14 protein-coding genes are annotated in these 13,992 nt (G+C 57.2%); 8 read left to right on the forward strand and 6 right to left on the reverse strand.

Going from position 1 to position 13,992, the window contains the following annotated elements:
- Positions 1 to 5: 5 nt before the first annotated feature.
- Together ACR3EQ_RS20565 and ACR3EQ_RS20570 are read right to left on the reverse strand one after the other, a co-directional pair.
- A complete protein-coding gene (locus ACR3EQ_RS20565; protein ID WP_170617152.1) occupies positions 6 to 770 on the reverse strand; it encodes a transporter substrate-binding domain-containing protein in 765 nt (254 codons plus the stop codon).
- Positions 771 to 808: 38 nt separating this feature from the next.
- Positions 809 to 1,600 (reverse strand): ABC transporter ATP-binding protein, encoded by a 792-nt coding sequence (locus ACR3EQ_RS20570; protein ID WP_480491932.1) that lies wholly within the window; start codon positions 1,598 to 1,600, stop codon positions 809 to 811.
- A 92-nt stretch (positions 1,601 to 1,692) separates the two neighbouring features.
- Here ACR3EQ_RS20570 and ACR3EQ_RS20575 point away from each other — a divergent pair, with 92 nt between their 5' ends.
- The 5 genes from ACR3EQ_RS20575 (at position 1,693) to ACR3EQ_RS20595 (ending at position 6,510) form a co-directional block, all read left to right on the forward strand.
- Positions 1,693 to 2,340 carry a TetR/AcrR family transcriptional regulator gene (locus tag ACR3EQ_RS20575; protein ID WP_480441181.1) on the forward strand — a complete coding sequence of 216 codons (648 nt, stop codon included), beginning with the start codon at positions 1,693 to 1,695 and terminating at the stop codon, positions 2,338 to 2,340.
- On the forward strand, positions 2,337 to 3,521 hold the full coding sequence (locus tag ACR3EQ_RS20580) for a pyridoxal phosphate-dependent aminotransferase (RefSeq protein WP_170815850.1): 1,185 nt from the start codon (positions 2,337 to 2,339) through the stop codon (positions 3,519 to 3,521). The genes ACR3EQ_RS20575 and ACR3EQ_RS20580 overlap by 4 nt, the downstream gene beginning before the upstream one ends.
- On the forward strand, positions 3,518 to 5,122 hold the full coding sequence (locus tag ACR3EQ_RS20585; protein ID WP_170617158.1) for a 5-guanidino-2-oxopentanoate decarboxylase: 1,605 nt from the start codon (positions 3,518 to 3,520) through the stop codon (positions 5,120 to 5,122). The genes ACR3EQ_RS20580 and ACR3EQ_RS20585 overlap by 4 nt, the downstream gene beginning before the upstream one ends.
- A gap of 3 nt (positions 5,123 to 5,125) precedes the next feature.
- Positions 5,126 to 5,908 (forward strand): arginine deiminase family protein, encoded by a 783-nt coding sequence (locus ACR3EQ_RS20590; RefSeq protein WP_480491934.1) that lies wholly within the window; start codon positions 5,126 to 5,128, stop codon positions 5,906 to 5,908.
- A gap of 413 nt (positions 5,909 to 6,321) precedes the next feature.
- On the forward strand, positions 6,322 to 6,510 hold the full coding sequence (locus ACR3EQ_RS20595; RefSeq protein WP_170617162.1) for a hypothetical protein: 189 nt from the start codon (positions 6,322 to 6,324) through the stop codon (positions 6,508 to 6,510).
- A 226-nt stretch (positions 6,511 to 6,736) separates the two neighbouring features.
- On the opposite strand, the gene ACR3EQ_RS20600 is transcribed toward ACR3EQ_RS20595, so the two are convergent.
- Complete coding sequence (locus tag ACR3EQ_RS20600) at positions 6,737 to 7,804, reverse strand: hypothetical protein (protein WP_480491936.1); 1,068 nt, start codon at positions 7,802 to 7,804, stop codon at positions 6,737 to 6,739.
- 177 nt (positions 7,805 to 7,981) lie between these two features.
- Here ACR3EQ_RS20600 and ACR3EQ_RS20605 point away from each other — a divergent pair, with 177 nt between their 5' ends.
- The 3 genes from ACR3EQ_RS20605 to ACR3EQ_RS20615 are packed head-to-tail and all read left to right on the forward strand — an operon-like array spanning position 7,982 to position 10,667.
- Positions 7,982 to 8,620: a hypothetical protein gene (locus tag ACR3EQ_RS20605; RefSeq protein WP_170619313.1), complete on the forward strand. Its 639-nt coding sequence runs from the start codon at positions 7,982 to 7,984 to the stop codon at positions 8,618 to 8,620.
- Between the two features lie 38 nt (positions 8,621 to 8,658).
- Complete coding sequence (locus ACR3EQ_RS20610; protein WP_170617166.1) at positions 8,659 to 9,318, forward strand: response regulator transcription factor; 660 nt, start codon at positions 8,659 to 8,661, stop codon at positions 9,316 to 9,318.
- Positions 9,318 to 10,667: a sensor histidine kinase gene (locus ACR3EQ_RS20615; protein ID WP_170617168.1), complete on the forward strand. Its 1,350-nt coding sequence runs from the start codon at positions 9,318 to 9,320 to the stop codon at positions 10,665 to 10,667. Before ACR3EQ_RS20610 ends, ACR3EQ_RS20615 begins: the two co-directional genes overlap by 1 nt.
- Before the next feature lie 77 nt (positions 10,668 to 10,744).
- On the opposite strand, the gene ACR3EQ_RS20620 is transcribed toward ACR3EQ_RS20615, so the two are convergent.
- Genes ACR3EQ_RS20620 through ACR3EQ_RS20630 form a run of 3 tightly spaced genes read right to left on the reverse strand, consistent with a single transcriptional unit; the run spans position 10,745 to position 13,889 of the window.
- A complete protein-coding gene (locus tag ACR3EQ_RS20620) occupies positions 10,745 to 12,247 on the reverse strand; it encodes a sulfotransferase family protein (RefSeq protein ID WP_170617170.1) in 1,503 nt (500 codons plus the stop codon).
- Positions 12,244 to 12,501 (reverse strand): hypothetical protein, encoded by a 258-nt coding sequence (locus tag ACR3EQ_RS20625; RefSeq protein ID WP_480491939.1) that lies wholly within the window; start codon positions 12,499 to 12,501, stop codon positions 12,244 to 12,246. Before ACR3EQ_RS20625 ends, ACR3EQ_RS20620 begins: the two co-directional genes overlap by 4 nt.
- Complete coding sequence (locus ACR3EQ_RS20630; protein WP_170617172.1) at positions 12,501 to 13,889, reverse strand: arylsulfotransferase family protein; 1,389 nt, start codon at positions 13,887 to 13,889, stop codon at positions 12,501 to 12,503. Before ACR3EQ_RS20630 ends, ACR3EQ_RS20625 begins: the two co-directional genes overlap by 1 nt.
- Positions 13,890 to 13,992 lie beyond the last annotated feature (103 nt).

Consider the following 13,992-nt stretch of genomic DNA (forward strand, 5'->3'; position numbering starts at 1 on the left):
GCGCCTTAGTAGATGCTGGTCGTGAAATAGCCCGCGGTGATTTTCTCGTGGGTTCCATCTGCCAGGATCGCCGCGATCCCTTTGTTGAGCGCCTCCAATAGCTCGGTATCGCCTTTGCGCACACCGGCACCAACACCACGGCCCAGGATCGCCGGGTCATCCGCAACGGCCCCCTTGATCTCGCAACAGCTGCCATTGTCCGAGTTCACGAAGTCGGCCATGGCAATGCTGTCCGCCTGGGTCGCGTCGATGCGGCCCGCGAACAGGTCCTGATTGGCCTCGTCCTGCGTTTGGTAGACCTTCAGCTCTGCGTCCTTGAAGTATTCCTGCGCGTAAGCCTGATGAATGGTCGAGGCCTGGATGCCGACAATCTTGCCCGCCAGCGACTCCGGGGTCGGTTCAATGTCCATCGACTTGTCCGCCACGATCACCGCCGGGGTGTTGTAGTAGGGGTCGCTGAAATCGATGGTTTTAAGGCGCTCTTCGGTGATCGACATCGAAGCCATGATGGCGTCGATCTGCTGGCCGGTCAGCGACGGGATGATGCCATCCCACGCAACAGGCGTGATCACGCAGTCCAGTTCCGCCGCAGCGCAGACGGCACCGATCACCTCAATTTCCCAGCCGACCCAATTGCCCGAACTGTCGGGTGAGGCAAACGGAGGATAAGGCTCGGCTGCGATGCCGATCTTGACCTGTTCAGCGGCAGCGGCGCCTGAAGTCAGAACGGCCACGGCAGAGGCCGCGGTCAGAAGTGCTTTGAGTTTCATAGGTTTCTCCCTGTTGATATTATTCGGTTTTTTGTGTGCTACCCGACAGAACTGAGGAACTGTTTCAGTCGTTCGGATTGCGGGTTTCCAAAGATCTCGGCAGGCTTCCCCTGCTCTTCAATACGGCCCTGATAAAGGTAGACGACATGGTTCGCGACTTCGCGCGCGAACTTCATTTCGTGAGTGACCAGCAGCATGGTGCGCCCTTCGGCGGCAAGGTCGCGGATCACTGTCAGAACTTCGCCCACAAGTTCAGGGTCCAGCGCTGATGTCGGTTCATCAAACAGCATGGCGGAAGGGTCCACCGCCAATGCCCGGGCAATTGCAGCCCTCTGCTGCTGCCCGCCAGAAAGGTAGGCGGGAAACGTGTCTTCCTTGCCGCCCAGCCCTACCCGACGCAACAATTCGTGTGCGCGTTCGATCGCCTCGGATTTCGGAACCTTCAGGACATGCACCGGCACCTCGATCACGTTTTCCAGAAGGGTTCGATGTGTCCACAGGTTGAACTGTTGAAACACCATCGCCAGCTTGGTTCGGATCCGTTCAATTTGCTTCTGGCTGGCCGGGCTGCCATCAGCCCGCATCGCCACTTCCTCACCGCCAATCACGATCTTGCCTGAGCTTGGCGTCTCAAGAAAATTGATACAGCGCAGCATGGTCGACTTGCCCGACCCCGAGCCGCCGATGATCGCCACGACGTCACCTTGATGCGCGGTCAGATCCACGCCTTTCAGCACCTCCAGATTTCCAAAGGACTTGTGCAAATCCTCGACCCGGACCGCCTCGCGGCGCGTGTCCGTCAGCTGAACTGATGCAGTGGCAGTGTCCATTTTCCGTGACCCCAAAATTCTGATTGCAGTAAGCCGTGAACCTAGTAATTATGCAAGTGTATAATTACAACCGCCAGAAAAAAGGAACTGTCGTGAGCGAAGAGCGCAAAAAATTCAGGCGGGAATCGGCTGAATCCCGGCAGGAGGCGCTGATTCTGGCCACGCTTGAGCTGGTGGCCGAACAAGGCGTGCGCGGGGCGACGGTGCGGGGAATCGCCGAGCGCGCAGATGTCACCCAGGGACTGATCCGGCATTACTTCAGTTCCAAAGAGGAACTGATCGTCGCCGCTTACGAGCACCACATGAACACAATGACGGATCAAACCTTTGCCCCGGCAAACGGCGCGGCGGCCAGCGCACGCGCCCGGTTGATTGCTTTTGTGACGGCGTCTTTGACAGCCCCGGTTGTCGACTCAAGGGCAATCGCGCTGTGGGCCAGCTTTCTGAACAAGGTGCAGCGCGACCCACAGATGAAGGCGACGCACGAACGCACATACGCCTATTTTCGCGACCAACTGGAGGGGCTGATCGCCGCTTCGATGAAAGAAGCGGGCCGCGCCCCCTCTCCCGCCCGCCTGCGTCAACTGGCCATCGCCTGCAACGCGGTTATTGACGGCCTCTGGCTTGAGGGCGGCGCGCTTCCCGATGCTTTTGCGCCGGGCGAACTGGTCGAAATCGGGCTGCAATCCGTTTCCGCCATCATTGATTTGGATCTAACGCAGGAGATTGAGCGCCAATGAGGCTGACAGCAATTACCGAACGGCTGGCCGGTTTGGGCGGCGGGAAATGGGAAGTGCATCTGAAAGCACGCGCTATGGTCGAGGCCGGGGCCGATATCGTGGAAATGACCATTGGCGAACCAGATGTTCCAACCCCAACTGAACTGTGCGACGCGGCAGCGGCCGCGCTGCAATCGGGTCGCACAGGGTATTCCAACGGACGCGGCGAAGCCGGACTTTGCGCAGCCCTGGCCGAGGCCTACACCGCAAGCCGCGGACGCCGGTTTCTGCCAGAGAACGTCCTTTGCTTTCCCGGCACCCAGACCGCCCTTTTCACTGTCATGCAGGGCGTCGCAGAAGTTGGCACCGAGGTTCTGGTGGGCGATCCAATGTATGCCACCTATGAGGGCGTGATCCGAGCGTCAGGTGCCGAGCCGGTGCCGGTGCCGCTACGCCCCGAAAACGGATTTCGGTTGCAGGCAGAAGACCTTGCCGCGCACATTACGCCCCACAGCAGCGCCATTCTTCTCACGACTCCGCACAACCCGACAGGCGCCATCCTGACGCCCGAGGACGTTCGGAAGATTGGTGAACTCGCAATAGAACACGATCTCTGGATAATCTCAGACGAAGTCTATGAGCATCTGATCTTTGAGGGTGCAGAGTTTGCATCTCCCCTCTCTGATACAGCGCTGGCGGACCGGGTCATTGCAGTCTCTTCGATCTCCAAATCACACGCCGCCCCCGGTTTTCGCAGCGGCTGGTGTGTGGGCCCGGCCGAGTTTTGCACCGCGCTGCTGCCAGTCTCGGAAACTATGCTATTTGGCAACCAGCCCTTCATTGCTGACATGACCGAAAAGGCCGTGCGCGAGGGGTCATCGGTGGCTGCCGGTATGGCTTCGCGCTTCGCGGCGCGTGCTGCACTGCTGGAAAGCCGTCTGCACACCGAAACCGGGCTGACCGTCCACCGGCCCGATGCCGGCATGTTTGCCTTGGTCAACGTCTCGGCCAGCGGATTGGACGGCGACGCCTATGCCTGGGACCTGCTGGAGCATGGTGTTTCGGTCATGCCCGGCTCTGCCTTTGGCGAAAGCCTCAGGGACTGGGTTCGGGTTGCTCTCACCATTGACGACGACAGTTTTGTCACCGCACTGGACCGCATCGTCGCCCACGCAAACCGCAAGAAACGGAGCGTTGCATGACCAACCAAACAGTCGGCGAAGCGCTGGTCGCCGAGTTGAAGCAAAGGGGTGTCTCCTGTGTTTTTGGCATTCCCGGCGTGCATACGGTCGAGCTTTATCGCGGTCTTGCAGCCTCTGGCATCCGTCACGTGACACCACGACACGAACAGGGCGCTGGCTTCATGGCTGACGGCTATGCGCGTGTCTCGGGGAAACCGGGCGTTGCCTTTGTGATCACGGGTCCTGGCCTGACAAACACGCTGACGCCAATGGCCCAGGCCCGGGCGGACTCAGTCCCAATGCTGGTGGTTTCAGGCGTTAACGAACGCAGCACCTTGAATCGGGGACTTGGCCATCTTCACGAACTGCCCGATCAGCACGCGCTGGCCAAAACTGTTGCGCTGGTTTCCGAGCATGTCGAGCAGGCTCACGACCTGGGCACCGCTCTGGACCGCACTTTTGCCCCCTACTCCACGGGTCGACCCGGCCCAACTCACATCCAGATCCCGCTGGATGTCGCAGGCCTCGCTGCGCAGAGCGCCGTGGCCCCGAGTGCCAAGGCCTGCCCGGCATTGGACCCAACTCGGATTCAAGACGCGGCAGACCAATTATCGGCGGCGAAGAAAGTGGTCATCCTTGCTGGCGGCGGAGCAAAATCGGCCGGATCGCAGTTGCAGGCTCTGGCAGAACGCCTCGATGCGCCGGTCGTGCAAACCGTGAATGCCCGCGGGTTGATGCATGGCCATCCTCTAACCGTACCGGCCAGCCCCAGCCTGAAGTCCGTCCAAGCACTGATCGAAGATGCCGATTGCGTCCTCGCTCTGGGGACCGAACTGGGCCCCACCGATTATGATATGTATGCAACTGGGAAAACGGCGGCCATGTCCCGGCTTATACGCGTTGACATTTGTCCGCACCAGTTGGCTCGCCACGATGTCGCGATTGCTATAGAAGGCCGAGCTGACGAAGCTATGACCGCGTTGTTGAAAGCCCTGCCTGGCAAATCAAACCAAAATGCAGGGGTGGCCAGCGCCGAAAAGACCCGCGCCGCCGCGTATGAAGAGATAGGTCCGAACTATCGTGCTCAGGTCCAAATTCTGAACGAAATGCGCAATGCAGTGCCGGGCGCGCTGATGATTGGAGATTCCACTCAGCCGATCTATGCGGGCAACCTCTACTACGACCACGACCGCCCCGGCGGCTGGTTTAATGCGGCCACCGGATATGGCGCGCTGGGTTATGGTATACCTGCTGCCATCGGCGCTGCGATCGCCGCCCCGGACGCCCATGTCCTTTGTATCGCTGGCGATGGCGGTGCTCAGTTTTCGCTGCCCGAGATCATGGCGGCAGTGGACGAAAACCTGCGCATCACCTTTGTTCTGTGGAACAATCATGGTTACAGCGAAATCGAGACCTCGATGGAAGCCGTGGATGTAAAGGTGATCGGGTGCGACCCGACCCCGCCTGAATTTTCCGCCGCGGCTGCCTCATTCGGCATACCCTACACACGCGTACCACCAGACCCGAGTGCCATTGCGACCGCTCTGACAGCGGCCAGCGCACAGAATTGCCCCTCCATTTTGGAAATTGACATTGCCGGACGCAATCCGGATCAGGAGTGACCAATGCGAAATCCGACCTTTGAGTTTACCCGGGCCATCACCCGTCGGCCCGCCTCGACCATTGCCGACGGTCTGCGCGCCGAGGACATCGGCAATCCCAGCCTTGACGGTATGCTGGCTGCCCATTCATCTTATGTCGAAGCCCTGCGCAGCACCGGGGCCGAGTTGATTGAGCTTGAGCCGCTCGACGCATTCCCGGATGCCCAGTTTGTCGAAGACACTGCGCTGTGCCTGCCGCAAGGTGCCATCCTGATGCGACCCGGCGCGCCGTCGCGGCTGGGTGAGGTGGCTGAAATGGCATCAACGATCCGTACCTGCTATGACGATGTCCGCGAAATCAAAGGCCCCGGTCACGTCGAAGGTGGCGATATTCTGGTGACCGGACAGGAAATCCTTGTCGGCCGCTCCGACCGCACAGATGCTGCAGGCGTGGCAGAACTGGCCGAGATCGCCAGTGAATGGGGCCACGTCCTGCGCGAAGTCTTCACGCCGGCCGGCGTCTTGCATTTCAAAACGGATTGTTCGTTGATGGATGCCGAGACGATCCTGTCGACCAGGCGCCTTGATGCGTCAGGCTGTTTCGAAGGCTACAGAGTCCTGCATGTGGCCGATGGTGAAGAAGCCGCCGCTAATGCTATCCGTTTCAACAACCTTGTTCTTATGGCCTCCGGTTTTCCTCGCACGGCAGAGATGTTGGACAAGGCGGGATATGAGGTTATCCAGATCGACAACACCGATTGTGCCAAGCTGGACGGCGGCATGTCGTGCCTGTCCCTGCGGTTTTGATCAGTCGGGCAACGCGTCAAGAATAGAGTCTCGGTCCAAGGCACCGTGCTGGCAATAGCACTGGCGGAACTTTCCGCCTGTGTCGGAGCCCTATCGAAACGGAGACTATACAGTCGGCGATGATAGCTTCACCATAGGCGACCTCGCGCTGAACCGTGTTTCAATTACCCTCACGAGTAATTAACGGGCGGGTTGTAACAGTCGTAAGGGAACTCAGTTTCTCGAAAAAACCGTCTACGCACAACAAAATTGCGAGCGAAAAGGACTACCTCAGGTTCTTTGTTTACAACCTGACAACAACATTAACTGAAAGTGAACAATGTATTCTCTATGTGTTCAACCGTTTTCGACCATAGTGGGTTCACTAAGTCGGGCGGAAAGAAATGCGTCCGGTTTTATGGAAGGGAACATGCATGGAAAAAACTACCACAGCGATTGCGATGCACACCCCCCCCGCGGCAAAGCAATCATCCAGCGCTGTCGTCTGCAGCGGCGTGTCGAAAAACAAAGATTCGAGCAGCGGTCGCTTCCCTCCTATTGAAAACGCACTCATCAATATTGTGAATAACAAGCGACTGATTGAGGCGATGAGGGACGTCTGAGTTACCGCAGACGATCTCTCGGTTCCCTTGGGTGTCGTCTTCCCCGGGAACAATACGAAGCTAAAGCCCGCTCTGCGCCAGAGCGGGCTTTTTCTTTGCATATTCAGATGTGATCCGAGTTATGTCTTGGCGTTCAGTAGGTGATGGGCCAGCCAAGGGGTTGGAAATGATTTGGCTGGCCCGACCTCTCGCGCCTCCGAATTCGGAAAAGCGCGAAACTCCTGATTTACAACCCCAGCAACGCCTTGACCGCCGCTTCGACTTCATCTGTGACCGGCTTGTTGGCCGCATTCTCCAACGCCTCACGTTCCCTAAGCGTCTGATCCTCCAGCTGGTCCTGTAGGTCCTCAACTTCAGAAACAGCGTCGTCGTAATTGCTGGCAGCTTCCTGTTCGGCTGCTAGCTCGGCAGCGGTGTCCCTGGACTCCTGCAGTTCGGCATTCGCCTCGTCCAACTGCGCTTCGATATGGGGGTCTGTACCCCCGGCGTCGGCAAGTTCCTGTTCCAATTCCGCCACGCGCTCTTCATCCGCGCGCACATCAGCTTCGGCCGCTTCGAGATCATCTTCGATTTCACCTATGGGACGTGAAGGCGGTTCCAGCCCGTCCAGAAGATCTTGGGCATCTTGCAGGTCGTCGCGCAGTTCGTCTCCTTCCAGAACCGTATCGCGGTATGTTGCAATACGACCGACACGCGAGTTGGGCGCGGCGTTTTTCAGAGCGGTCTCACTGGCGTGAGCAGCATTCAACGCACCCAGTTCAGAGGGGTGTGCGCCCAGAATTTCAGCCCATGATTCGTCTTTTTTGCGGGACAGAGGCCGAACGGATTTTGCAACCTGCACGGTAGACTCGGTGCTCCGCGCCACGCGCTGCGATTTCCGCTTGGTTTTTTCTGTTCGGTCGCTGGATTTCTTGCCCGTGAACAAATCTTTCAGAGAGAAATTGCTGCTCTTTGACGTGTTCGATTTCCCGCTTCCGGAAGCGGACTTTCTGCCACCTGTCTTCCCGGCGGACTTCTTGGTGCCGCCTTTGGAAGTCACTTTGCCTTTGGCGTCTTGACCCTTTCCGGCACCTTTGTTCCCCTTTCCGGCGCTGTCGTTGCCCTTGCCGCCACCTTTGCCGCCGTCGTTTCCGCCGCCTTTTCCTCCTCCTTTGCCGCCGCCATTTCCACCACCTTTTCCTTCTTTCGCATAAGCAATGTCGGGAAACGTGAACGTCGCGACGATCGCGGTTGACCCAATCAGGGAGATCGCGACTGCGGAGGCTTTCAGCAGACCGGAAAATTTGGTTTTCATAACGGACCTCACGGGCTCAGTGTTGCTTCAGGCGTCAACATTCTATGTTGGACGCAAATGTATTTGACCCCATTTGACCATATTATGGTTGAACTCACGCCTAACTGCTGGTTCATCACCAGTTCACATTGAAGCCGGTAGAGTTTGAGTATGTTTGTGCGGCTAAGACTTTCAGGATTGGGGAACCTGCTTGCAACTGCGGGATTGATTACCTGGTTTTTGACAGGTGATGGCAACGCTGCTGTGCGCGAGCTTAAACAATCCGAATTGCGGCACGCCACAACATCAGGTGGTGCCATTCGCCTGAAGAGGGTTATCAGAGGCGTTGAAAAGGTTTTCGGCGGAACCCCCGTCGACGCCCGCGCCTTTGAATCCGACAAGGTTTACTATCGTATCCTGGTCAAGAAACCTGACGGGAAGATCATCAGCGTCATCGTGGACGCCCAGACGGGTGTCGTCGTGTCCAACCGGTCTCGCGTCAGCCGCGAGATTACAAATGCAGCGCGGGCGAAACCCGGCAATTCGGCCAATTCCGGTAGCGGAAGCGTGCAGAATACCAATAGCAAAAGTGCCAACAGCGACAGCAGAGGTAATTCCGGCAACAATCGCGGCGGCAATGGAAACGCTGGTGGCAACGGGAATGGAAACGCCGGTGGCAACAGTGGCGGTAATGGCGGCGGCAACGGTGGCGGCAATGGCGGCGGTAATGGCGGCGGCAACGGCGGCGGCAACGGCGGCGGTAATGGCGGCGGTAATGGCGGCGGCAACGGCGGCGGTAATGGCGGCGGCAACGGCAATGGCGGTGGCAAGAAATAACTGATGATCCCTCATCAATTCGCCTGTAGTTTCAAATCATGAGAATCCTACTTGCAGAAGATGAACCGCGCCTGTGCGAGCAGATCAAAAAACTACTGAGCGCCGAAGGTCGGATCGTCGATGTAGTCCATGGCGGGGTTGATGCTCTGCATATGGGGTCGACTGAACCCTACGACATGATCATTTTGGACATCGGCCTTCCGGAACGTGACGGGATTTCCGTTTTGCGAGATTGGCGCAGTGCCGGAATAAGGACGCCTGTTCTGATCCTGACCGCCCGAGACGGCTGGAGCGAGCGGGTGGACGGTCTGGATGCAGGTGCGGATGACTATATGACCAAGCCTTTTCACATGCCCGAACTGGCGGCTCGCGTCCGTGCGATTTTACGGCGACAGAGCGGACAGCTGAACCCGGTCATCGAAATGGGAAGCGTCCTTTTGGACACAAGAAACGGGCGTGTCTCCGTGGACGGAATTCCGGTTGATCTGACCGCACAGGAAATCGCCGTCCTCACCTATCTGGCCCATAACCCCGGGCGCCTGATCTCGCGCACTGAATTGTCGGAACATATCTATGAGTATGACAAGGATCGGGATTCCAACACAATTGCCGTATTTATTACGCGCCTGCGCAAGAAGCTGGGACCGGACCTGATCACAACGGTTCGGGGTCGCGGATACATGATCGATTCTGCCTGATGCTTTCGCTGCGACAACGGGCATTGCTGGGCGGAATATTGTCCGGAGCGATGTCTGTGGGTGTGGGCACGCTGGCGGTTTTTTCCTACATCGATTCCCGGGTTTCCCAGCAGTTCGATACAACGCTTCGGGACCGGCACACACAACTGATCGTTGGACTGAGTGTCACCACCGACAATCCCGAAGCACTGCGTGATCTGATTTTCGATCCGGCATACAGTACGCCATATTCCGGGCGATACTGGCAGGTGACAAGCGAGGCAGGCGAAGTTTACTCCTCGGCTTCCCTTTTCGATGAAACCCTCGCCGAGCCGCAAGATGCACCCGACACAGTTATGCTGTGGAACACCGATGGGCCTGAGAATGAAGCGGTCCGCGGCATATATCAGAAGATCGCCTATGAAGATGGCACGATCTGGGGCATCAGCGTCGCTGAAAACCGCGACAAGCTCATCGCGGAACGCCGGGCCGCACAACGCAGCCTAATCCCGGTTTTTGGGCTGGTTGGCCTGATAGGCATCGCCGGTTCGCTGTTGCTGATGTCGGCCATTCTTGGGCCGCTTCGCAAACTGCGGTCAGATGTGGCCCAGCGTTGGGACATGGACGAAGACCTCAGACCGGAAGACTACCCCGAGGAAGTGTCGCCGCTTGTCCAGGACCTCAACCAGCTATTGCAACGCAACCGCGACATCGTCTCCGGGTCCCGCAGGCAGGCGGCTGATCTTGCACATGCGCTGAAGACACCGGCCGCGATTTTGCAGAATGAACTGGATAGTTTGTCCGAGGCCGGGGTGGACATCAAAACCGCACAGGAATCTCTGGATCGGATCGATGCGCAACTTGGCCGCTCTCTGGCGCGAATGCGCGCGATGAACACTGCGGAACTGACCCATTCCCGTACAGACCTGTCAAATTCCATCGACCGGCTTGCAAAGCTGTTTTCCCTGATGGCCGAGCGTGAACAGAAGACATTAAAGGTGGCGACCATTCCCGGCCTGTGGGTTCGAATGGACAAGCAGGACATCGAAGAGGTTCTAGGAAACCTTCTGGACAATTCAATGAAATGGTGCCGGCAGATTGTGCAGGTGACAACGACGCGGCAGGACAAGTTTATCGAAATTCGGATCGAAGACGACGGACCGGGAATTCCCGAAAATGACCGACGCGAAGCGCTTCGTTCCGGGGGGAGGCTCGACACCTCCGTCACCGGCAGCGGCTTGGGGCTGGCAATCGCAGTGGATCTGCTCACGGCATATGGTGCCAGTCTTGATCTGGGCAGGTCGGAAGAACTCGGTGGTCTGAGGTGCAGCATCGTGATCCCATTGGGTTCTCATGCTAGCGCCAGTTGAAGCATGGCGGTCCAGCTTACGGGAACGGGTAAAATTCGAATTTGCTTAGTTAGCCCTTGGTGCTTAGACCAGTTGCTTCAAGCTCGATTGGATGCAACTGCCGATCCGGTGGTGATGGAGTGATCCCTAAGAGCAGCATAGATTTCATGGGCATCTCGCAGTCGCGAAAGTTCCAAGTTATCGGTCCTGACCAGGTCGGGTTTTGAATGAAAATACTGTTCAAAGCTTTGGGCGGCGGGTGACAGCCCAAGCAAGTCATACAAGGTTTCCATGGTTGCCTGTGGGGCGCTGCGCAGGTCGTCCTGAAACAACAAAATGCACTGATCCTTATGCTTCAGAAGCGCCTTGAAGGCGCAGATCCAGTAGTCCAGCCAATAGTCCAGACTATGTGTGTCTTTGCCGACCGGATCGAAGTCCTTGAACAAGAAGGGTTTATGCAGATCCCCGAACTCGAAATGTCCGATATCGGCCATGTATCGGGTTACGAAACTGTCCCGAGCCTGAAGCTTGCTGAAATTGTTGTGCTGGCGAAGCAGAGACTCGGCATGGCATTCCGGTCGCCGAACCGGAACCACGATCCGGCAATCCGGGAAGGATTTGAGCAGATAGGGAATTCGGGCAATGTTCGCGTTATTCTTGGAGCAATAGCGCGTTTTCGGCACGTCATTTGGACCCGCCTGACAGTTCCGCGCTCTGATGATGCAGCTCATGTGCTGTCGCAAAAACTGGTCTGCCCGAGGGTCTGTGTCATCAACGTCCCAAAGTGGAATCGAAGTCCCCCGGTAGCGCTCTGGCCAGAACGCTTTCCAAAGCACTTCCTCGAACGCTTCCGGGCTATCAAGGTCGATCTCCATCCCGTCGCCGTGGGCGCGCTGCTGCCGCCGGACGCCGCGCTGCTGACCGCCGGCTATTTTGTTCCACATAACAGGAGCCGTAATAAATGGCATATCCCGGTACATGTGCGTAGCTACTTCGGGCGCATCGTGCAGTGCGTTAAGGACTGCCGTTGTGCCGCCACGAGCGAGAGAGGTTACGAATACCGGTCGCTGCCCATCAGAAGTGGAAGACCGCCTTACCAGACGATCTTCTAGCCGCGCGCCCAGTTTCAGCACCGCCGGGCCTGAAAATGCAAGATTATGCACAAACTGGTCGATCGACGAGTACTGACCCCCTTCAGTATCTTCCGAAGCATCGGCACGACGTAGCCAGCTGACAATCTTGACGCCCGCAAAGGCAACAACCGATACCACAACGATGTAATCCAGGCGAAGCATGAGCCCAAGTACCGCTTCACCTGCCACAACGCCCGCCCAATCCGCCGATGCAATCGGCAGACCCGCCGCAGCCAGGGCCAGCGCGATGCGCCATGTCAGATTCAGACCACCCGCCAACAGCTTCAACCCCGCCTGCCTTGCAGCTTTTTCCTTGGCGTCGTCCGAAAGCTGATTGTCAAACAGTGCAGTGACACCCGCCATGCAGGTGCTCACAACGTTTTGGGCCGTGCCTGCAATGTTTGTTAGCCACAGGGCCAGAATGAACCCTGCAACCGCCAAAAGAGAAACAGCTAACGCTGACGTCATGGTGCGGAGGCGTTTTCGGAACCGGCCCTTTTCTTCCGCCCCCCGACCCACCGCTTGAGCGGGAACCAGACCAGACCGACGATCAGAAAAATCACACCCAGAATGACAGCAACCGTAACGGCTATCGCGCCCAACCCTGCTCCGGGGCCGATATAGGCTTGTGCCGGGTTCGGCAGCAGTAATAAGACGGTGCAGATAATCAACATAGGCTGGGCGATGCGGCCTACGAGCGTGTGTTTGCTAAGCCGGTTCATTATGTGCATTCCTTCCAATCGACTTCAAAATAGTCCGGTGGATAGAGTTTCGAATTGGTGATCTCACCAACAAATTCGTCATCATATTCATTTACATATTCCCAGATCACCTTGCCTGTTCTGTCCACTTCCAGAACGCGCCCGGCGTCAAACTCGGTGATCAGTATACCGCCGTTTTCCAGAATTTCATGCTGCCCGCGTACGACCGACAACATCTCCTGCCCCGGTTTGCTTCCGAATACGACTTCCGTTTCGCGGCTTACCGGATCAATCGCCATGATATTGGTCTCGCGGGGCGCATCCAGCCGGGTTTTCTCGGTTGGCGTGTAGGACGTTAGGTAAGCGTTGTTGTTGAAGATCGAAATTTTCCCGTCCGAGCGGAACTCGGGATCGTGCTGCCGGACCCAGGGACCCGTCTGGTGCCACTTTACTTTCCGGGTGGTCGCATCAACCACCATCACAAGATTGAGACCCCGCATAGAGATCACCCAATCTCCTGCGCTGAACGATGGAAACTTGTCCGCCAATTCCAAAGGCAGCTCGTCAATTTTGTTGGCATGAACCAACTCATTACGCGCCACATGCGATGGCTTAATCTCCCGTCCGTTGGCAGTCAGCAACGCGGACAGCCCGCTGTCGATAATGATGCCTGGTATCGAAATGCGCTCAAGGACCTGACCCTGTTGATCGAGTCTCAGGATGGTGTCTTCCAGTATCGTCTCGTTTGTTGCGGGGGTCGAAAAGGGTGGAAAGCGATCAACGACTTCAGATGCCATCCATTCGTCCCGGCCAAGCGTCAGGTATCCTCCGTTTTCCGATGTAACTATCGAGTGGTGGGTTTTTTCGTTGAGTGTCCAGAGAACCCCGGAACATCGGTCCAGCTTGACAGCTCCGCAATACTCATAACTGAAGACAAGCTCGCCTTTCTCGGTCAGCAATGCGCCATGAACGTCCGTCATCAATGGGTTGTTGAGATGACCGCAAGGGCGTGTGTCGGCATCGGGAAAATGCTCAGTGTAATTCAACGACCACTTGCGGATGACGCTGCCGTCACGGTTCACAAGCCTGGCCTGGTTCTCACCGTCAAAGAAACCCATCAGCAGAATGGTGTCCTGACGGCCCGGCTGACGATTGATTACAACACCGCTGCCTTGTTTGCGCGTCGGCTGAAGATGTTTATGGTATGCCCGCGCCTCTCGTGTCAGCGATTTGTCCACGAACAGGACTTTGTAAACTGAGCGGAGCTGTGGAACAGGCGGCCAGCTCTTTCTTTGCGCGACTATCCCGAAAAGCACCGAAGAAAAAACAACGGTGATGAACAGACAAGCCCAGAACATCCGTTCGGGCAGCTTTTCGAACTTAGGTTTCTTATTGCCCACTTTACTCATTATCAACAAACTCAATACTCAAACATAGCACCGGACACGCGGCTCAGCCTCATAGCCCAACGTTCTGTTAGCCAGTTGAACTCGCTTCCATTGAGGCCCGGAG

Source organism: Ruegeria sp. AN11 (genome assembly GCF_056536005.1).